This is a genomic window from Prolixibacter sp. DSM 2831, from assembly GCF_056493735.1.
In genome coordinates this window covers 2,897,706-2,919,302 of sequence record NZ_CM151379.1, presented here as the reverse complement: position 1 = coordinate 2,919,302, position 21,597 = coordinate 2,897,706, and the positions used below count along the sequence as shown (strand labels likewise).

At 45.5% G+C, this 21,597-nt stretch carries 16 protein-coding genes and 1 pseudogene; 4 read left to right on the top strand and 13 right to left on the bottom strand.

The genetic code is table 11. From position 1 onward, the window contains the following. The first annotated feature begins 5 nt into the window (after positions 1-5). Positions 6-1,412, top strand: coding sequence for a sensor histidine kinase (locus AC060N_RS11930; protein WP_479523996.1), 1,407 nt, complete (start codon positions 6-8; stop codon positions 1,410-1,412). A gap of 102 nt (positions 1,413-1,514) precedes the next feature. Beyond that, entirely contained in the window at positions 1,515-2,141 is a 627-nt protein-coding gene (locus AC060N_RS11925; RefSeq protein ID WP_479523995.1) for a rubrerythrin family protein, read from the top strand. Between the two features lie 87 nt (positions 2,142-2,228). Here the strand turns inward: AC060N_RS11925 and AC060N_RS11920 are convergent, their stop codons facing one another. The 8 genes and pseudogenes from AC060N_RS11920 to trxA all read right to left on the bottom strand — a co-directional run bounded on the left by AC060N_RS11920 (position 2,229) and on the right by trxA (position 12,325). Next, positions 2,229-3,239, bottom strand: a complete 1,011-nt coding sequence (locus AC060N_RS11920; RefSeq protein WP_479523994.1) for a CAP domain-containing protein — start codon at positions 3,237-3,239, stop codon at positions 2,229-2,231. A gap of 686 nt (positions 3,240-3,925) precedes the next feature. Continuing rightward, entirely contained in the window at positions 3,926-4,795 is an 870-nt protein-coding gene (locus AC060N_RS11915) for an NAD(P)-dependent oxidoreductase (protein WP_479523993.1), read from the bottom strand. A gap of 204 nt (positions 4,796-4,999) precedes the next feature. Further along, on the bottom strand, positions 5,000-6,670 hold the full coding sequence (locus AC060N_RS11910) for a formate--tetrahydrofolate ligase (protein ID WP_479523992.1): 1,671 nt from the start codon (positions 6,668-6,670) through the stop codon (positions 5,000-5,002). A gap of 366 nt (positions 6,671-7,036) precedes the next feature. Beyond that, positions 7,037-8,557: pseudogene (locus AC060N_RS11905) on the bottom strand (IS1182 family transposase); the annotation flags it as partial. An 86-nt stretch (positions 8,558-8,643) separates the two neighbouring features. Continuing rightward, a complete protein-coding gene (locus AC060N_RS11900) occupies positions 8,644-10,005 on the bottom strand; it encodes a TrpB-like pyridoxal phosphate-dependent enzyme (protein ID WP_479523991.1) in 1,362 nt (453 codons plus the stop codon). Between the two features lie 233 nt (positions 10,006-10,238). Next, positions 10,239-11,450, bottom strand: a complete 1,212-nt coding sequence (locus AC060N_RS11895; RefSeq protein WP_479523990.1) for a MalY/PatB family protein — start codon at positions 11,448-11,450, stop codon at positions 10,239-10,241. Positions 11,451-11,512: 62 nt separating this feature from the next. Then, complete coding sequence (locus AC060N_RS11890) at positions 11,513-11,938, bottom strand: OsmC family protein (RefSeq protein ID WP_479523989.1); 426 nt, start codon at positions 11,936-11,938, stop codon at positions 11,513-11,515. A gap of 18 nt (positions 11,939-11,956) precedes the next feature. Continuing rightward, entirely contained in the window at positions 11,957-12,325 is a 369-nt protein-coding gene (gene trxA, locus AC060N_RS11885; protein ID WP_479523988.1) for a thioredoxin, read from the bottom strand. Between the two features lie 200 nt (positions 12,326-12,525). Here trxA and AC060N_RS11880 point away from each other — a divergent pair, with 200 nt between their 5' ends. Continuing rightward, positions 12,526-12,945 carry a MarR family winged helix-turn-helix transcriptional regulator gene (locus AC060N_RS11880; RefSeq protein WP_479523987.1) on the top strand — a complete coding sequence of 140 codons (420 nt, stop codon included), beginning with the start codon at positions 12,526-12,528 and terminating at the stop codon, positions 12,943-12,945. Between the two features lie 96 nt (positions 12,946-13,041). Here AC060N_RS11880 and AC060N_RS11875 read toward each other — a convergent pair whose 3' ends face one another. The 5 genes from AC060N_RS11875 to AC060N_RS11855 form a co-directional block, all read right to left on the bottom strand. Beyond that, a complete protein-coding gene (locus AC060N_RS11875; RefSeq protein ID WP_479523986.1) occupies positions 13,042-14,247 on the bottom strand; it encodes a TolC family protein in 1,206 nt (401 codons plus the stop codon). Next, complete coding sequence (locus AC060N_RS11870; protein WP_479523985.1) at positions 14,244-17,345, bottom strand: efflux RND transporter permease subunit; 3,102 nt, start codon at positions 17,343-17,345, stop codon at positions 14,244-14,246. The genes AC060N_RS11875 and AC060N_RS11870 overlap by 4 nt, the downstream gene beginning before the upstream one ends. Positions 17,346-17,363: 18 nt before the next feature. Beyond that, positions 17,364-18,875 (bottom strand): efflux RND transporter periplasmic adaptor subunit, encoded by a 1,512-nt coding sequence (locus tag AC060N_RS11865; protein WP_479523984.1) that lies wholly within the window; start codon positions 18,873-18,875, stop codon positions 17,364-17,366. 117 nt (positions 18,876-18,992) lie between these two features. Continuing rightward, on the bottom strand, positions 18,993-19,394 hold the full coding sequence (locus AC060N_RS11860; RefSeq protein WP_479523983.1) for a hypothetical protein: 402 nt from the start codon (positions 19,392-19,394) through the stop codon (positions 18,993-18,995). A 70-nt stretch (positions 19,395-19,464) separates the two neighbouring features. Then, complete coding sequence (locus tag AC060N_RS11855; RefSeq protein ID WP_479523982.1) at positions 19,465-20,139, bottom strand: YkgJ family cysteine cluster protein; 675 nt, start codon at positions 20,137-20,139, stop codon at positions 19,465-19,467. 491 nt (positions 20,140-20,630) lie between these two features. On the opposite strand from AC060N_RS11855, the gene AC060N_RS11850 reads away from it, so the two are divergent. After that, the gene (locus AC060N_RS11850; RefSeq protein WP_479523981.1) at positions 20,631-21,578 is read left to right on the top strand and encodes a hypothetical protein; all 948 of its coding nucleotides are present in this window, start codon (positions 20,631-20,633) and stop codon (positions 21,576-21,578) included. The last annotated feature ends 19 nt before the right edge of the window (positions 21,579-21,597 follow it).

Genomic DNA, 21,597 nt, shown 5'->3' with positions numbered 1-21,597 from the left:
TGCGAATGAGACTTAGCTTCAGCAACCGAATTGCTCTGTATTACATGGGCACCACTGCTATTTTGACGCTGGTGGTGTTTTTTTTCATTTACATGGTGGTGCATCAGAGTGTTTACCGGCATTTGGATAGCGAGTTGTCGGCAGAATCGGAGCAGTTAAACGAAGGTTTTGTTATTCTGGATGGTGAGATTGTCATGACAAATCCTTATGAATGGAATGAAAATGAGCATGAGCAGGTTGAGGTGAATCCGATCTTCATGCAAATAAGTGACGTTCACGGTCAGATTATCAAACGTACTCCTAATTTATACGGTGATTCACTGAATGTTTACCTGAATCGTACCGCGAGCTTTTTCATCAATACTACCCTTTCCAAACAGCCTGTCAGGCAGTTACAAACACCGATTTTCGATTCATTGCATGAATTAAAAGGGTATATGGACATGGCCGTTCCGCTGGAAAGTACGATAGTTGTCTTGCGGAATCTACGCAGCGTATTGATTCTGGCTTTTCCGATCGTCCTTATTTTGCTGTTTTTCATTACCAGTTTGATTGCCCGTCGGAGTATTCATCCGGTATTCCGGCTAACCGAGACGGCCGAAAAAATCAGCAGGGAAAATCTGGGCGAACGAATTCCATTGCCTTTGCACGAAGACGAACTGTATACGCTTACGCAGACCATCAATCAGTTACTGGAGCGCCTGGAAGAGGCGGTGATTCGTGAAAAACAGTTTACATCAGATGCTTCCCATGAATTGCGAACTCCACTTTCCATTCTGAAGGGAACCCTGGAGGTAATGTTGCGGAAAAGCCGTGAGCCTGAATATTATATCGAAAAAATCAGCAGTAGTTTATCCGAAGTGAACCGCATGTCGGATTTGGTCGATAAACTCCTGATGCTTGCTCGCTACGAAGGCGACGAAGCACCGGTTCATCTGTCGAGTGTCGATGTTCAAGACTTACTGGAAGGAGTTCTGGCCCGGTTCGAAACACGGTTTGCTGAAAAGAACATAAAGCTGGCGCTGGATTTTACTCCGGAAATTGTTTTACGGACCGATCGGTTTATGCTCGAGCAGATTGTGGAGAATCTGATTACAAACGCAATTAAATATAGCCCGGCCAATTCTAAAATATCAATCTCCCTGAAGAAACAAGGAAATACTGCTATTCTGGCGTTAGCCGATGAGGGGCCAGGTATTCCAAAACACGCATTGGATGGGATTTTCGACCGCTTTTATCGCGTCGATGAATCCCGGAATTCCTTTATCGAAGGCAATGGCCTTGGCCTGGCACTGGTAAGGCGTTTTTGTGGGTTGTTACATATTAAGCCTGAAGTAAAAAGTGAACCCGGAAAAGGAACCGAGTTTATTTTGTTTTTTCCGGAAGAAAATATGATAGAAACGGATGTTTGAGTCTGATTTAAGTTGTTCTTAAGTTTCTCTTTAGACGCCTTTTAAGGTTGGTGTATTAGATTTGTTCTCATAATAAATAAAGAACAAAAACAAACATTAACCATGATGAAAAAAGAATTTTCTTCCTTGTTACTGGCATTTGTTTTGATGCTGGGAATTTCGCCTGTATTTGCTGCAGGAAGTACGCAAACCGTTAAAGATTTGCAGGACGCTTTCACCGGAGAGAGTACCGCTCATGCCAAATACGCAGCCTTTGCGAAAAAAGCTAAAGAGGATGGATATCCTAAAATTGCGTTGTTATTCGAAGCTGCATCGAGAGCAGAAAAAGTTCATGCTGGAAACCATCAATCGGCATTGAAGCAGTTGGGTGCCGAAGTTCCGAATGTAAATCCTGAGTTTGATGTAAAAAGTACGCGTGAAAATCTACAGAATGCCATCGAAGGAGAATCGTACGAAGTAGCAACGATGTATCCCAACTTCTTGAAAGATGCTTCCAACGAAAAGGTGAACATTGCGCTGATGTCTTTCAATTATGCCTTCCAAACGGAAAAGAAGCACAAAGAGATGTACGAAAATGCGCTTGCCTCACTGGATAACAACCAAGTGAAGAGTATGCCGTCGCTATACCAGGTTTGTCTGGTGTGCGGTAATACCTATGCCGGTGAAGGCCCTGCTCGTTGCGGCATTTGTATGACACCAAACGAACGTTTTGTTACGCTGAAACTCTAAATATAGAACGACCTTTTTATCCAGTGTTACTGAAACAATAGGTTGATTAATTGAGAGAAAGGCTTTCCTGGTAAGGAAAGTCTTTTTTTATTGAACCCTGATGACAATTCCAGAGCCCTGAATCTTACCACGGTTACTGGCTCTTCTTCCGTTTTCGTAAGGTTCTTTGCTCAGGTAAATTTGAATGTAGTACAGCCCTTTTTTGTTGAAGCGTTTCCGCAAAGTGATATAGCCGTCGCGGTTGGCGGATGGAATTTGCCAGGGCCACAGCTGAAAGGCAATATCCCTGGAGAAATCGTTGTAGCTATTCAGCCGGTTAATTTGGTCACGTGTCATTGGCTTTAGCGGCGGCTCGTAGTAACCGATGATGGCATACGGGTAGAGCTTTTTATCCAGCAACCGGAATTGTATTGTTGCCGTTTCTCCTTTTTTAATAGTTTGCCGGAAAGGATGAAACTGCAAATAACGGTCGATAAATTCTTCATAGTACCGGAAGCCATGATCACACCAGGCTGTCCCAATACCAACGTAGTTATGAAATGGCCCGATAACCGTTTGTTTATGGCCGTCATTAGGAGCCTTTTCTTCCATAAAACCGGAATGAGCGCTTTCCATCAACTTGACAATGTCGTCGAATTCCGGCGAAATCCTTCCGGTAGTAATAAGAGCGGACGCATTTTCCGATACATGGTCGGTTCCACCCGCAAAGGCGTATCGATGATAGGGTTTCTCGCCCTCAAGGTTCCAGTGTCCGAAAAAGCCGTTGTCACACGATTCCCGGCTCATCTGATTGGCAACGCGGCTGGCCAGAATATCGAGCTTTAACGGCGGAACATGATATTTTTCCCGGCTTTCATTGATTCGGTGCAGCAGGATAATTTTTGACAAGAGCATCAAATCATCATCCCGGAAGGCACTTAGTCGGTGTTCTTTGTTATTCAGGATTTGGTAGTAGCCAAATTCCTCGCGGGAAATGTGATATGTGCGGAGTTTCTGATCTACTTCATTTTTGCGACTGATCACATTTTGTGATAATGCTTTTTCATTAGCAAGACTGAGAGAAACAAGAAGCAAAACAAAAAGTGTAATGATTTTCATGCTCGTTAACTAATATAGCCCATAACGATATAACAAATATCGAACCTTTTGGATGAAGAGATATTTATTTTAAGCCAACAAAAAAAGGGACGGATGCTGTAAACATCGCCCCTTTTTCGCTCTCGGGTTCCTCGGGGAGGAAGGGATTGGTTGGGTCGAAAAAAATAAATTGGTTTTGAAAAAGTCAACCAAGCCTTGCTCAACTAACTGAATCCATCATTCTAAACCTGACTGCTCTGATAGGTCAATATTTTATTGATAAATAACAGATAATCTTTTAGTTGTGTGTTTTTAACTGTTGTTTTATAAAAAACGATGATGTTGTGAAATTGGTATGTGGGAGAGTAAAAAAAAATGAAGTTTTTTGTGCAGTAAATCAATATGTTAATGAGTGGAAGAATGAGTGAGGATTACCTTTGAATTATTCCTTCGTTTTTGGACTTAATAAAACGATAAAAATACCAATAACAGGTGTAAGCAAAATACACCAGAAAACGGAACGCCCATAACCAATGGTCCGGTTTTTTCCGATGTATTCTGCAATAAAATGGGTGAGAATAATGTAGACTACACCAAATACGATCGATATGACAATTCCGGCATTCATATTAAGCTATATGAGGTAATACAATTTACCGGCTCCTCTTGTAGTCCCGTCTCCTCGATCTAATTTATGGCAAATTCAACTATTTTGCTCTTTTTTCAAGTGATTTTATCAGGGCTGAAAAGTCATCCCGGGCAAATCCTTCGGCTTTTGCCGATGCATAAATTTCGGCCGCAACTGATGCCATAAACTGCGGAACACCGTTGTCATAAGCGGTCAATCCCAGCAAGTGCAGGTCTTTTTGCATCCACTCCAACGGGAATTCGACCGAATAGTCGTTCGATTTAATTTTGTCCGCTTTTGCCTTGATAAAAGGTGCCGTCACTGGAAGTGCAGGTAAGAATTCGAGGAGAAAGTCACGGGAGAATCCCATCTTCTCGCCCAAAACAACCGACTCGGCAAAAACAGCCATTGCCTGGGCCAGCTGCGAATTGACCAGCATTTTCAGTGACGTTCCCATTCCGGTATCACCGGCGTGAACGGTTTTCTTTCCCATGATATCGAATAACGACTGAACCTCTTGCATATCGTGGGCAGCTCCACCAACCAGGAACACCAATTCACCTTTTTCCGCCGGGATTTTACTTCCTGCAACCGGTGCGTCCATAAAGCGTACATTGTGACTTCTGGCTTTAGCCGCCGCATCCCGCGAGAAACCCGGGTCGACAGTGGTACAATCAACCCACAGTGCATTTTGCTTCATGCGTTTTACGAAGCCTGCATCACCCAACGCAACATCGTTAACCACACCTGGCGTTGAGAGCATCGAAATAACCACGTCAGCCTCTTTCACAGCGTCGGCTGACGATTGCGCTACCGTGGCACCTAATTTACCCAGTTCGTCGGCAGCAGAGTGCGTCCGGTTGTAAACGGTTACGTCCAGATTTTCTTTTACCAGATTTTTAGCCATCCGGCCTCCCATGATTCCCAATCCGATAAATGCGATTTTCATAACAGAATATTTTTGAGTTTAACTAAATCAATTTGTCTTTCACTATTTAATAACTGAACAGGAAAGCAAAGGTTTGTTGGTCAGGTTTAAAAATTTATAATTTAAATTATTGAAAAACATCGACTTAAATTATTATTCGACGTTAATAAAACAAAATTCCCCCATAACAATCTGTTACAGGGGAACTTGGTTCGGTAACGGGTTTTAGAACAAGCCGGTAATATTTCCTTCGTTGTCGATATCGATATTTTCGGCGGCAGGTTTAGCCGGTAATCCGGGCATTCGCATAATGTTACCCGTAATCGGAATAACAAAACCAGCACCTGATGCAATTTCAATATTGCGTACGGTTACCACGAAATCCTTCGGACGGCCCAGCAATGCCGGGTTATCCGAGAGTGACTTTTGTGTTTTGGCAATACAAACCGGCAATTTATCCAGTCCGAGCTTTTCAATCTTCTTCAAATCTTTTTTGGCCTGGCTGGAAAAATCGATGGCTTCGGCTCCGTAAATGCGCTTGGCGACGGTTTCGATCTTTTTCGGGACGTCCCATTCCCAATCGTACAACGGTGTTATTTGGTTGTCGCATCGTTCACATGTTCCGGCAACAATATCGGCCAGTTCCAGTGCACCTTCTCCGCCTTTCGCCCAAACGTCGATGGGGGAGACTTCCACGCCCATTGACTTGCATTTCTCCACAATCAGATTGATTTCGGCATCGGTATCCGAGGTAAAACGGTTAATGGCAACAATAGGACAAGCCCTGAACTGCAACATATTTTCGATGTGTTTTTCAAGGTTGGCAAACCCCTTTTGCAACGCTTCCAGATTTTCCTCTTTCAGAGAATCGAGTGGAGCGCCGCCGTGATATTTCAGGGCACGTACGGTGGCGACCAAAACAACGGCCGAAGGCTGCAAATCGCCATAACGGCATTTGATATCGATGAATTTTTCGGCACCTAAATCGAATCCGAAACCTGCTTCCGTTACCACATAATCCGAAAGGGAAAGTCCCATGCGAGTAGCAATGATGGAGTTGGTTCCCTGCGCAATATTGGCGAACGGTCCACCGTGAATAATGGCCGGCGTGCCTTCGATGGTTTGCACCAGGTTGGGCTTAATCGCGTCTTTCAGCAAAGCCGCCATGGCACCTTGCGCTTTCAGATCGCGGGCATAAATGGGCTCGCCGCTGTAGGTGAATCCAATGAAGATATTACCCAGGCGCCTTTTCAAATCTTCAAAGTTGTCAGCCAGGCACAAAATGGCCATAATTTCAGAGGCCGCTGTGATATCGAAGCCGGTTTCCCTGGGAACTCCGGAAGTGGTGCCACCCAAACCCAGAACCAATTGTCGCAATGCCCGATCGTTCATGTCCATCACACGCTTCCATTCGACAGTACGTGGATCGATACCCAGCGAATATTGCTTGTTTTGCAGATTGTTATCGATTAACGCAGCCAGCAGATTGTGCGCTTTTTCAATCGCCGAAAAATCGCCGGTGAAGTGCAAATTAATGTCTTCCATTGGCAAAACCTGCGACCATCCACCTCCGGTTGCTCCACCTTTGATTCCGAAAACCGGTCCAAGAGACGGTTCACGCAGGACAACTGTTGTGTTATAATTGCGGCGGTTCATGGCCTGCGAGAGACCGATGGAAACAGTGGTCTTTCCTTCTCCGGCAGGTGTAGGCGAGATAGCCGAAACCAAAATCAATTTGTGCTGCTTTACCTTTTCTTTGTCAATAAACTGAAGTGGAATTTTAGCTTTGTACTTCCCGTACAATTCCAAATCGTCAAATCCGATGCCCAGTTTTTCAGCAATTGTCGTGATGGGCTTCATGCTCACGGAATGTGCAATTTCAATGTCGGTCTTCATCTAAATTTCGTTCGTTTATGGTTTTGCCGGATACGCCGGTTCCTCAATTTTACCTCAATGGTTATGGTAAGATTTAGGCATAGTACGAACTTACCGAAAGAATGAAACCGAGACAATGTCATCTGTCAGCAATTTTCCTGATAAAAGAAGTCGGAAGGAATTTTTAAATAGGATGGAGCAAAAAAAGAGGCTGTCCAAAAAGGGCGGCCTCATTTTTTAAGCAGCTAGCCTGATTGTTCCGAACATTTTGCTGATTTTTGGTAGGCATTGTTGTATGTCTGCTTTTGTGCAGGATATTGCTTCAAAAACGAAAATAATTGTATAAGGAACGGAATTTTTCGGATGTTTGGACATAGTTAGGGCCACTAACTTCCTCAAGTTGTGTCCAATGGCCATTAACCCAAACTCTACTTCTACCTTGGATAATCCTTTGAGGGTAAACCGGTTAAATTTGTTGTTTGATTTCAGCTGCCCAAACACCGCTTCCGGTTCGATGGGGCGCATACTGCGGTGGTAAAGGCCTTCTTCGCTGGTTAACCTTTCTCTTGCCAACCGGCGTAATCGGGTTAGATTGTGGTTGATTTCGAGCTTTCGGTTCCCCCTGGCTTTATAGCACAGCCCCCGAAGCGGGCATCCCGTGCAATTTTGTGCCTGGTAGATACTCACCTGGTATTCATATCCCAACTGTGTTTTGCGACTGTTACTCCCCACCTTACTGATGCGTTGTCCCATGGGGCAGACATAAAAATCCTTTTGCTGATTGTAATACAGGTTTGCTGGCAAAAAAGCATTATTCCTTTGACTTCTTTTTTGTTCTTTATGAAAGTAGTTGTACTTGACAAAGGCTTTTATGCCCTGATCTTCCAGATGTTGGTAATTCTCTTCGCTGCCATAGCCTGAGTCGGCAACCACCGTGGACGATCGCCTGTTGTAAAGTGATTCAAAATGGTCAAGGTGTGGTATCAGAGTGCTGGTATCGCCGGCGCGCTGATGAAGTGAAAAATGGGTAATAAACTGGTTCTCCGTGCTGATTTGAGTATTGTAAGCAGGCTTTAACTGCCCGTTTTTCATATGATCCTCTTTCATGCGCATGAAGGTGGCATCGGTATCCGTTTTTGAGTAGCTGTTTCTTTGGCCCAGGGTTTCCAGTTGCTGTTTGTATTTTTTCAGCTTCGGTAAGGCATCCGATTCCAATTGTTTCAACTGTTTTTGCTGTTTCCTGTTTAGTTTTGAGAGTTGCTCATTTATCTGGCGAATCTTCTGTTGCAACAGTTCGGAATCAATCGTCTGTGGCAGAGAATCTTCATCAGGAGCAGCAGAGTCCACTTCAATGCTTTCCTCAATCTCTTTTAGTACTTTCTCGATTTTGGCTTCAAGCTTCTCCTTGTATTTTTCAACTGAGCCACGCCAAACAAAAGTGTAGCGATTCGAGGTTGCTTCGATTTTGGTCCCGTCGATGTATTGTACATCAAGGCTAACGTACCCCATTTCGTTCATTAACCGAACCATGGAGGCAAACAACTGATGGATTTTATTTTTTAATTTCTGACTGCGGAAGTTATTAATGGTCCTAAAATTAGGCGTTGCTTCACCCGAAAGCCACATGTAATGGATATTTTCCTGAAGTTGCCGTTCTATTTTCCGGCAGGAATAGATATTGTTCAGATAACTGTAAAATAGTATCTTAATCATTACCCGAGGATGATACGAACTTGTTCCGCCGCCTTTATACGTCGATAAAATATCGTCTATGTTTAACTGGTCAACAACCTGATTAACCAGACGAACCGGGTGATTAGCCGCTATTTTATCGCTTAGGTTACCCGGAAACAGTACTGACTGTTGGGAAGTAACACTTTTAAATCGTACGTTTGATCGTGTTGTCATTAGCACCTTTAAGATACAAACCTTAAAGGGACAACAAAAACAAAGGCTGTCCAATTTTACTTTTTGGACAGCCTCTTTCTAAATATTTACGGTTTGGGATAATCTTTCAGGAGATCGACGGTTTTGGCAATTTCTTCGTCGGGTAATTCATAATCAGTGAGCTGTCCCTGCAGAAACTTGTCGTAGCCAACCAAATCCATCAATCCGTGTCCGGAGAAGTTGAAGACGATGGTTTTCTCTTTACCTTCTTCTTTTGCTTTCAACGCTTCGCGGATGGTGGCTGCAATGGCGTGGTTCGTTTCCGGAGCAGGAATGATTCCTTCCGTTTTTGCGAACAAAACACCGGCGTTGTAACACTCGTTTTGATGCAAGGAAACCGGACTTACCAGGCCAGCTTCTACTGCTGCACTAACCAGCGGAGCCATTCCGTGGTAGCGAAGTCCACCAGCATGAATAGGTGCAGGAATGAAAGTATGTCCGAGACTGTGCATAGGAAGGAGGGGAGTCATCTTGGCAATATCACCGTGATCATAGAGGAACGGAGCTTTCGTCAGAGTCGGGCACGAAGCGGGTTCAGCTCCAATAATTTCGATATCAGCGCCATTAATCTTGTCGTTTACAAAAGGGAACGAAAGTCCGGCGAAGTTACTTCCACCACCACAGCAACCGATTACCACATCCGGCTTTTTGATGCCGACCTTGGCCAGCTGCTTTTTAGTTTCCAAACCGATGATTGTCTGATGCAGCATCACGTGGTTGAGAACAGAGCCCAGCGAATAGCGGGTTTCACCGGTTGGGTCAGTCACAGCCGCTTCGATGGCTTCCGAGATGGCAATACCCAAACTTCCGGGCGTATCCGGATCGCTCTCGAGCACGGCTCGGCCGGCCGCTGTTTCCATACTCGGACTGGGAATGCATTTTCCGCCCCAGGTATTCATCATCATCTGCCGGAAAGGCTTTTGTTCGAAACTCACCCGGACCATGAACACTTTGCACTCGAGTCCTAGTTGGGCACAGGCAAACGACAGAGCGCTACCCCATTGCCCGGCACCGGTTTCGGTGGTAATGCGTTTGATGCCAAATTCTTTATTGTAGTAAGCCTGAGCAATGGCTGTGTTGGGTTTATGGCTTCCGGCCGGAGACACACTCTCGTTTTTGTAGTAGATTTTGGCCGGAGTGCCCAACGCCTTTTCCAAAGCGTAAGCTCTCACCAACGGGCTGGGACGCCAGATGGAAAGCAATTCAAGCACTTTTTCAGGAATATCAATCCAGCGTTGGGTACTGACTTCCTGTTCAATAATGTTCATCGGAAAAACGGGAGTCAGCATTTCGGGTGAAACCGGTTTCCCGTCGGGTCCAAGCGGAGGATTCATTTTCAGGTCCGCGGCCAGGTTATACCATTGCCGTGGCATTTCCGATTCATCGAGAAAGATTTTTTTCTGCAGCATAATAAATGGTTTAGCGGTAATTGCGTTGAGAGAAGTAAGAGGACTTTTCATCAACAATTTTAAAGATACAACTCGATAAGAATTTTCGCATCATAAAACATTTGTAATATGTCGAAAATGTATTTATTCAAAAGTAAGAAAAATTGTGAAAAGTAAAAATCAAGGAATGAGGGGAGAAGAGCTATGCTGCAAAAATTTCTGATCGGCGCAGGAGGCAGGTAAAAAAAGTCGCATCAACGATGAACTGTGATGCGACTTGAGTTTATTTTACTTCGAGGGAAGTGAAAAGCTTGGTGTATTTTTTCCAGCGCGTGGAGAAGCAACTGTCGTGGAATCCCGATATTCATTCGTTGGTAATATTCTCCGCCCGGTCCGAAAGCTTTGCCGGGAGAAAGTCCAAGACCAGCCTCGCAGATGAGGCGCTCGCGAACATCTTCAAGCGGAAGCCCGGTTTGCGAGAAATCGAGCCAAACCAGGAAAGAAGCTTCGGCTTCCATGGGAATGATTTCCGGAAGGTTTTCTTTAAAGAAAGCATGAACGATGCGATGGTTTTCTTCGAGGTAGGAGATCAACTCTTTTCGCCATGCTTCACCGTGTTGGTAAGCAGCCCGTGCCGCTTCGTAAGCCATAATATTGCCACGGAAAAGATGCAACGCATGCATCCGGTGATTCAACTTTTCACGAATTTCCGAATTGGGAACGATGGCGGTAGCAGCTGATAATCCAGCGATATTGAAGGTTTTTGTGGGTGAAATGAGTGTAATGCTGTTCATCGCTGCTTTTTCTGAAACCGTAGCAAATGGTATGTGTCGATAGTCATTCAGCACCAGGTCGGCGTGAATTTCGTCTGAAATGACCAACACATTGTTTTCTGCAGCGATCGAAGCCAGCTCCTTCAATTCGTCTTCAGACCATACACGACCACCCGGATTATGGGGATTCGACAGGATAAAGATGCTGATGTTCTCTTTCATTTTTTTCCGCAAGTCTTCAAAATCCATGTGGTACTTTCCGTTCTCCAGTTTCAGGTTACTGAAAACGACTTGTCGATCGAGTTTCTGAGGAACATCGAAAAACGGAGTATAAACCGGAGCGTGAACCAAAATATTTTCGCCCGGCTGGGTGAAAGCTTCCAATGCCAGCCCAATGGTAGGAACAACGCCGGGAACAAAGCTCATCCACTCACGGTCGATTTCCCAGTTGTGATGCGAGTCCTGCCATTCCCGGATGGTTTCAAAATAATCATCTCCCGGTAGGGTATAGCCGAAAACGCCGTGATTGGAACGTTGGTGCAGTGCTTCAATAACCGGTTCCGGACTGCGAAATTCCATATCGGCCACCCAAAGAGGGATGACATCTTCGCGTCCGAAAAGCGCTTTGCGCCGGATGTACTTAATGGCGCCTGTTCCGGAGCGATCTACAATTTGGTCGAAGTTAGTTGTCATGGTAAGGGTTTAAATAAAAAACCCCGGACCATACGGACCGGGGCGTGATTTTTCTGCAACAGTTATTTACTTTCCGGATTCACCTCGATAGATGATGTAATAGGAAGCGCTTTCCGGTATATAGCGGAAACACCGCAATACCGATCCTGTGAAAGATTTACCGCTTTTTCAAGCTTTTCCATGGGTAAATCTTCTCCCCAGAACTGATAAGTGATGTGCATACTGGTATAAACCTTCGGATGCTCTTCACCCAGTTCGCCTGACACTTTTACATCAAAATTATCGGGATTAACCCGCATCTTTTTCAAAATGGAAATAACGTCCATGGCGGTACAGCCAGCCAGGGCAGTCAGCATGAACGGTTTCGGACGAGGGCCACGGTCTTTGCCGCCCACTTTTTCGTCCGCGTCCAGCATGATTTTGTGCCCGTTGACTTCGGCTTCGAAAGCCATGTCTTCTTTCCAGGAAATTCCTACTTCATGCTTCATAAAATAGTGCTGCTTTTTTTAGTTTGCCTGAACTTTAAGTACATCGCTGATAGCCTGAACGAAGGTGTCTTTAGGAAGTGCACCCATGGCCATCTGAGGTTGACCTTCAACCGGGATGAACAGCAATGACGGAATGCTCTGAATACCGAACATAGCAGCCAGTTCGCGCTGGTCTTCCGTGTCTATTTTATAAATTTTTAGTTTTTCTTCACCGTACTCTTCCTGGAGTTCTTCCAGAATAGGAGCCACCATTTTACAAGGGTTACACCAGTCAGCGTAGAAGTCGATGATAGCAGGTACGTTACCTTCGAATTTCCAGTCCTGGTTATTTTCGAAATCGAATACTTTTGATTTAAAAGTGTCTTTTGTCAAAAATTCTAATGCCATGTTGTTTCTTTTTTTGTGGTTCTTAAATATCGTTTATTAAATATTGCCAATAGCAAAAGTTTCGATGCAAAAATAATTAGTGATTTTTAAAAAACAAACTTTTCTGACAAAAAAGTTGCTAATAGCAAAAAATGTGCTTGTAAATATTTGCTTTATTTGTATTTTTGTATCCGGAAAAGAATCGAAAATATTAATATACAATGGAGAACGGGAATGGAATCATGTTTATGATCTATGAACTGAGGCGCAAATGTGCTTCGGTCGATCAGCGTTTAATGGACGATTTAGGACTTTCGCAATCGGAATTATTATTCTTTTCGGCACTGGATAACTGCGAGAAAATCAGTAGTCCGGAGTTGGCGAAGAACATGGATCTTTCACCATCGCGCGTCAGTAGGGTCGTGGACAAACTGGTAAACAATGGTTTTCTGATCCGGGAAATCGACCCGAATGATCGAAGAGCCATCACGTTAAACCTGACCGGAAAAGGAAAGAGCGTGAAGGAACAGATTGATACGGGACGGCAGGAGTGCGAAGCGCAGTTGATGGAAATTATGCCGGACACCGATATGAAGAAATTCAGCGAACTGGTCACGAAGATCGTAACTACTTTAAAATAGAAAATTCCCCGCAGGCATGATGACCTGGGGGAATTCAACTATTTATCATTGATATCGCATCGATTCTCTATTTCTCTCCACGCAATTCTTTTTCGGTCATAGCTGGTACCGCATTAAAACCGCCAGCGCACGATAATAATCATGCTCGGCGCTCAGAAAATTCTCGTAAGCACCGATATAATAGTTCATCTCGGTGACGTAATTGATGATTGAGATTTGCCCCAACTGAAGCGATTTGTTCAGCAATGGCACACTCGACATCTCTTCCAGGCCTTTCCGGTAATTTTCCACCGACTTTCGCAACGATTCTACCTGGCTGTAGGTTTGCTCCAGTTCGAACCAGGCCTGTTTCAACTGGCCGGTGTATTGTGCCGCTGCCCATTCCTGTTGCGCTTTGGCTCGTTTTACATTGTTTTTGTTGGACCACAATGGAATGGAAATCCCCACTTTCGGTCCACCGTATTTTTCCCCCGGAACCGTTTCTGATTCATAACCTACCATGAGTTTGGGTAAGCCCTTTGCTCCGGCTAGTTTACGAGCTTCTTCAGCGATGTTTTTTCCTGCTTTCGCCGAAAGAAGATCGGGTCGCGAACGGATGATGTCACTGAACAATGAGTCTTTTCCCGGCAGGATTTCTTCCCGGTAGGAAAACTGACTTAATGCCGGCAACGAATCGCCACACAACCAGGTGAGTTTTTCAACCAATTGTCGCTCGTTTGCCTTGATGAGCGTTAGCTGATTTTCCAGTTCGATGCGCTGAATGCGGGCTTTGTTCACTTCCAGAATTGTCGCTTCGCCTCGTTCCATTTTTCGGTTGAGCGATTCGTGGAGTTTCACCGTGTTTTGCACCCGATCGGTTAAATAGCGGTCGCGCTTTCGCTGATATACCAGTTCGTAGTAGGTGAGCTGGGTTTCGAGCAATAGTTGTTGCCGGAAATCGCTGTAATCCCACTCCGCCTTTTCCGATTGATTATCTGCCAGCTTATTCCGGTAATGATACACTGAAGGAAAATCGAGACTTTGGGTTGCTGAAAAGACTTTTTTGTTACCTAGTGCATCCGTGTTTCCGGGCATGAAACCAAATTCCACTTCCGGATCGGAAGGAGTCAGACCTGTGCGGTACTCCCATTGTTTTGCATCTTTTAGCTTCCGGCCAGCCTCCATACTTGGATTCGCCTTTTCGGCTGCCTGAAGGAGCTGCTGGAGCTCGTTTTGAGCCATGGCTGGCGAGAAAATCAAGATCATCGTAAAAAGGAGCAGGATTTTCATAGCACTTTTCTTATTCATACTTTCTGTTCTCATCGTTTTTCCTCCTCTTTTATTTCTTTCCGGTTTAACCGGAAATAGACCACCGGTATCACAAATACGTTCAGCAAGGTGGAAGTAAGTAGACCACCCAAAATGACAATGGCCATGGGGCTTTGGATTTCGTTGCCCGGAAGCTCGCCGTTCACCGCGAGTGGAATCAAAGCTAAAGCTGCTGTCAGAGCGGTCATCAGAATCGGATTCAGCCGGTCAGCCGATCCTCGAATGATACGTCGATAGAGTCCTACACCTTCGTTTTTCAGTGCCTGATAACGGGAAACCAGCAGAATACCGTTTCGGGTGGCGATACCAAACAACGTGATGAACCCGATGATAGCGGGAATGCTCATTACGCCCGATGTGAAGGCGACGGCCATCACACCGCCGATGAGCGCCAAAGGCAAGTTGAGCAGAATAACACTGGTAACTTTCATGTCTTTGAATTCCTGGTAAAGCAGCAGGTAGATAACCAGCAGCGCAAACAGCGACGCCAGCAACAGCTTACGTTGCGCGTCGGCTGCACTTTCGAACTGGCCACCATATTCTACGCGATAGCCTTCCGGAAGAACAACTTCCTGTTCCACTTTATCGCGAATGTCTTTTACCACTGAGTTCAGGTCGCGTCCGGCCACGTTGCATGAAACGACCAGCTTTCGCTGAACATTCATCCGGTTGATGGTATTGGGGCCCGACTCGGAACGAACATCTGCGACGTAATACAGCGGTACTTTGCGTCCATCGCCGGTGTCGATAAGTGCATTCTTAATGGCTTCGATGTTCCCCCGGTGTTCATCGTCAAAACGGATGACCAAATCAAACGAGCGTTCTTTTTCAAACACATCGCCCATCTTTTCTCCGGCGAAAGCCACATCCACAAACTGGTTGAACTGTTTCATCGGGATGTCGTAACGGGCCAGCATTTCCCTTTTCGGGCGAATGCGGATTTGGGGAATTTCAATCTGTTGCTCCACGAAGGGATCAGCTACGCCGTCAATACCCGTCATCAGCGACTTGATGCGTTCGCCCAAATCGTGCATCTCCGGAAGACTGGTGCCGTAAATGCTGATGGCGATATCGGCCCGGGAACCGGAAAGCATGTGATTGATGCGGTGACTAATGGGCTGCCCGACTTCGATGGAGACGCCGGGAAGCGTGTTCAATTTTTGCCGGACTTCCTTTAGAAAAGCATTGCGTGAACGTTTTCCCAGGTGAAAAGGTGCGTCGATTTCTGAGACGTTGGCACCAAACGCATGTTCGGCCAATTCGGCTCGTCCGGTTCGGCGTTCGGTAACCTGAATTTCGGGAACGGAAAGCAGCAACTTTTCTGCTTCTCGTCCGATTTTATCCGATTCGGCCAGTGAAATTCCCGGCATCGAAGCCACGTTGATGGTCAGTGTCCCTTCGTTGAAAGGAGGGAGGAAACTTCCACCAAATTGCGAAAGGAAAATCAATGCGACAATGAAAAGAGCGAGCGAAAGACCGATGGTGAGATTTTTGGCCCGCATTACCTGAACCAGAGCCTTTCTGTACCATTCAACCGTTTTGGTCTCGAGCCAGCTTCCTTTGCTGTGCTTCTTCAGTCGCTTCCGGTTTACGAGCAATAAACTGGAAAGAACAGGCGTGACCGTAATGGCCACGACCAGCGATGAAAACAGCGAAATGATATACGCGACGCCCAACGGCCGCAACATGCGGCCTTCCATCCCGCTAAGGAAAAAGAGCGGAATAAATGCGACCATAATGATGAGGGTGGCATTCATGATAGAAGCCCGGATTTCGACCGAAGCTTCATAGATTACTTTGAGCGATTTGCGCCTTTTTCTCTTTGGCAACCGGATATTTTCCCGCAAACGCTTATACACGTTCTCCACATCAATGATGGCATCGTCGACCAGCGATCCGATAGCGATAGTCATCCCACCAAGTACCATGGTGTTGATGGTGTAGCCCATCAGTTTCATCACGATAACGGACATTAAAAGTGAAAGTGGAATGGCTGCCAACGAGATAAGCGTCGTTCGGTAGTTCATCAGGAAGAGCGCCAGGATGATGGCCACAAAGATGGCACCTTCCATTAGCGCACGCTCCACGTTGCTAATCGATGTATCGATAAAGGTTCGTTGCGAGAAGACGTCGGTGTGGATTTTGACATCGGGTGGCAATGTTTTCGTAATAGCCGCCAGTTCGGCGTCGATGTTATCGCTCAGTTCTCGGGTGTTAACGTTCGGTTGTTTCGAAACCGTCAACACAACCGCTTTTCCTCCTTTGTAAGAACCGTCTCCGATTTTTGGCGCCGCACCGATGCGTAATTCTGCTACATCTGAAAGCTTAACAGGGAACCCATTCGCTACCCGAATAACCGTGTTACCCAACTCATTCACTTCGTTGGAACGGCCGATTCCTCGTACAATGTAGCTGTTTCCGTATTCCTCGATGAAGCCGCCGGGCACATTATCGTTGTAACCGTTCAGCAGTTCGATCAGCTCATTGAAACGGATGCCATAATAGCGTAGCTTTTCCGGGTTAACCAGAATTTGGTATTCTTTGTATTCACCGCCGATGGTTGTCACCTGGGCTACTCCGCCAACGGAGAGAATTCGCGGCCGCACCTGCCAGTCGGCAAGTGTGCGCAGCTCCATGGGCGATGTTGAATCGGCTGTCATGGTGAAAACCATGATTTCGCCCATCAACGAAGACTGCGGTGCGAGAGTAGGGCTTCCCACACCCTTTGGAAGTCGGTCGCGGATAGTCATCAATTTTTCGGCAACTACCTGCCGGGCATTGTAAACGTCCATCCCCCAGTCGAACTCGGCCCAGACAATGGAAAAGCCCATGGCCGATGACGAACGTACCCGTCGCAATCCGGTGGCTCCATTAATGGCTGTTTCGATGGGGAAGGAGACCAGCTGTTCCACTTCTTCGGGCGCCATCCCGTGTGCTTCGGTCATTACTACAACGGTCGGCGCATTCAGGTCGGGAAAGACATCTACCTCCATCTGTCTAACGGAATAATATCCGACGAGCATCAGCAGTAGCGCTCCGACAATGATAAGCAGCCGGTTGTGCAATGAGAATTGTATGATCTTATTTAGCATGTAAATGAATTCAGGAGGTTAGTGATTGTGATTATGTGCCGGGGCAGTTCCACTCATGGAAGCTAGTTTAACACGGTAAGCACCTTTGGCTACCACTCGTTCACCAGCTTCCAGCCCGGATAAAACTTCGAGGCGTTCGCCGTCGTTTCTTCCGGGAGTGATGTACCGTTTCAGGTACTCTTCGCCATCCTTTTGCACAAAAACATAGAAGTTTCCTTGTTCTTCCATCAATGAAGAGAGAGGAATCGTCAGCGCATTCTTGAAAGAACCGGCTTTCAGATAAACTTCCACGTATGATCCGGGAATCAGGTTTTCGGTGTTTTTAACTTCGAAATACACCGGCGTGAAGAAGGTTTTATCGAGAGTCGATTTTCCGAAGGTGATCTTTTTCCCACCCAAATTGTCGATGGAGTGCACCTGCTGGTCGTAAGGCGTGATAAAGTTGGCCGAGAAAACACTTGGCAAGCGTGCATAATCCTTTTGAGGTACATCAGCCCTAAGCGTTAGTTTCCGGTTTTGTGTGATAACCATCAATGCTTGTCCTGCTTGCACAAACTGACCTTCGGACACCAAACACTCTTTGATGAAACCGTTTTGCGGTGCAACAATCCGTTCTCCCTGTGTAGTATGGAAGCGACTGATATTTTCATAAACGGCTTTTGCACTTTTGAATTCGGCTTCCGCTGAGCGAAACTCGGTTTGCGTAATCAGCCGGTCATCGATCAGCTGTTTGGAACGTTCGTAATTTTGGCTGGCTTTATCGTAAGCCGCTTTGGCTTTTAGATAATCCTGATTTAGGTTACCGTCCAGTAGTGACGCTGATAAGGTCATCAGCTCTTCGTTCTTTTTCACTGGTTCTCCGGAAAGAAGCTGGGTGCCACCCAAAAGAACAGTTCCTCGGTGTTTGGCCGTTACAACAATTTCGTCGCCCTGCGCCGGCATGATTTCACCGGATGTTTTGATGATTTCGAAGAACGGTTCTTCCTTCACCGGTGCAACGGCAAAATCAATTTTCCAAGCTTCCTCCTTCAGGAATGCAATGGCTTTGGCATTCTCGTGGTGTTCCTGCTGACTTTCGTGAAAAGCATCATGGTTCTCATAGACGTTGATGTTGTTCAGCGGGAACAAAACAGGGACTCCTTTGTCGGTCAGTTCCATTTTGAGGTCGATTGGACCGGTCTTTTTCGGTGAAAAGGCCAAATGAAAAATGCCCGGAACTTCCGGCTGATTCGCTGAGGCAACCAATTTGTTATTGTGCAGAAGTTTCAGACTTCCCTGTTGCAGCGGTTTGTATTCCGGCAAGCGGGTAACATGCACCAGCAGCTCGGCTTTCTCGTTTTCGATAAAAGGAGTCGACTCGAAGAAGAGTTCGTAACGGTTGTTACGGTCGTAAATCGTGTACGTCTGTTTTTCAACGGCTGCGTGCTCTTCGTGTTCTTCTTGAGCTTCATGATTATGAGTGCTATGACAAGCCGTTGTCATTCCCCCGGCAATCGATAGAGCCAGGAGGAGCAATCTGAATTTCTTCATGATAAAAATGTAAGTGAAATGAATATCGCATTGATGAATATTCCCCGGAAAGCTCGCAGAAAATGGCGTAGCTATACCGTTAACCGGAAAATTCAGGTTCGGTCGGGAAACGAGTATTTAAGCACGATATTCGGGAGGTCCTCTGACGGTTGAGACCTTAACGGGAGGATCATGATAAACCGGAAGAATAGCAATTGGATAGTCTGTTTCTTTCGGTTCGTCTGAGTTAAGTTTATACTCTGGAAAGAGCGTAATGAATTGTGGATTGAAATGCAGTAAAACTGAGGTGAATAGCCAGTTGTGGTGATTGGGTTGCGTACATTCACCGTGCTCGTTGCTGGCGTCGTGATGATGAGGAGCGGGAATCCGGAAAATCTGAGGTGTATCCTCGTGCTCCATATAGCAGATCTGTTCCGGTTCGCCGGAGCCAACAGGTTCCGCGTGCCAGATACCGTCGTGGTAAATAAAGACGGCGGCTAAAATGATGAGCCATAATCTGCTATGTAATGAAACTTTCATCGCGAAAGCAAAAATAGCAGATTATGTCAATTCCGCAAATAGCAGAAAATGTGCTGCGAAGCAACTTTAGTCAGACTGCCGGCCGGAACCCGTCGGGGCTTAGCACCGGAGGCTCATGGTCTTCCGGTGTCGTGAGCTGAATCACTTTCGCAACATTTTCCTCGTCCTGGTAAGCAAAATAAGAGTATAGTTTCTCCACAGCTATTCGAATGGCCTGATTGATGGGCATTGGCTTTCCTGCCAATTCCGGGTCAATCGCCCAAAGTTGCATGCTGTAATCACGGAAGATTGGGAGGTTATCCGTCTCATTGGATGATAGTTGAACTGCATGCTGTACACTATCCGGGAAATTGCTTTTCATGGTTTTGCAAGTAACCAATTCGGGAATTCCGATCCGGTTTAACCGGAATCCAAATCCAAACATCCGGCAGATCAGACCTCTGTAGGGATAAGCTGAGCATCCCCAGGTTCCGCTTTGCTGCGCACTTTTATCCAATAGAACACAAAGATCTCCCTCTTTCAGGTTATCCAGTTTTTCCAGGAAAGCATCCATTTGCCCCACTCGATGAAGATAAGCGGCTAATGGATAGAATTCGAGTGGCGTAGCCTCGATACTTTTATTATGACAGCAAAGACTGCAATGTGTCACGCAGTTCAGACCCGTTTGGTCCGATATTTTGGCGAGATGTTCATCAAGTCCTTTGAAGACCATCTCTACGGCTTCAATTTTCTCTTCAGGTTTCATCAGGCAACCATTGTTACCTATAATAATTCTACTACGATATCATTGACTTTCCTGCATGAGCCGGTCGGCTCCAGGCGGCAGCAATTTTACAAAATAGAGTGATTGGTTGTATCGGTTGTCTTAAAAAAAATATTCTGGTCCTAAGTCGTTTAGTGCCAGTGTTTTTTTATCATAATTCAGGAAAGATAACATACAATTTCAGGAATGCATAAAATAATATAGAAATATGCACGTTTACATAAATAGATCAAAGACCCAAATACAGATGTAGGTGATTGAAACGCGAATTAAGCAATTTTTCTTTTGTTTCAATGGCCTTGAAAATAACCATTCACGATTGAAAAGGGATTCAACCATTCCAACAAACCCCGTTGTTTTATGGTTGAATAAGTATAATAGCATGGAATTGAATTGTTTGTTGAAGTGGGGTATTTCAAGGACTAATTAATCCGGTCCACTATGGAGCGGGAGGGAAACTTAAAAACTACATCATGAAAAATTTGCTTAATTTATTCTTGGGCGTGACTTTCCTGTTGGGAATGGCAAGCTGTAATAAAACAGACAGCAACGCGACCGACACACTTCCACAAGGAGACAACACAGTACTTTCTATTCAGGGAGTAACTTCCACAACACAGGTAAAAAGTGCTTCGATAGCCAGCACACCAACGAATTCGATCTCAATTACAGGAAAAGACAGCAGTTTGATTGGTACGGCTACGTTGACCCAGGCGAAAATAGCCGTTAAGGAAATTCAGTTTAACATGCCTGACAGCGAGATTGACAACGAAGCAGAGATGGAGCAGGAGAAAGAAATTGAATTCAACGGACCATACATTGTCGATTTAATTACCGATTCCATTACCCCGAAATTAAAGCCGGTTGCGCTTCTCCCGGGAACGTATACTGGCATCAAGTTAAAACTTGACAAAGTCGAAGGTGATGAGACCAATGAAGATGATGGTTCCGCTTTGGCGACCGAAACAGATTCCATTTATCAGCATTCCATTTACCTGGAGGGAACATATACAGGCGTAATTCAACAACAGAAATACGACAATATTCCTTTCACTGTAAAGTATGATATGGATAAGGAGATCAACTTTAATACCAACGGAACCAAAGGTTTCAAAGTGGCTTTAGATTCGGTGAATAACATTATTGTGGCCTTTAATCTGGATGATTGGTTTAACTTCGCTAATCGGGAAACCAATCCGGATCATGTTGATTTCAGTGATTTAACCGTACAGACAGACGCAAACGGAAATCCGTACATTTTGATTGAGAAGACTGAGCAGCAGAGTGACGTCAATGCGGCAGTTCAGGAAGTGATTGAACACAATCTGGAAATGTCGACACGGTACGGAAAAGATGAAGATCATGACGGTCATCTGGGAAACAAAGAAGACGACGATACAGCAAACGACAACGGGGAATAACTAACATTCATAGATTTAA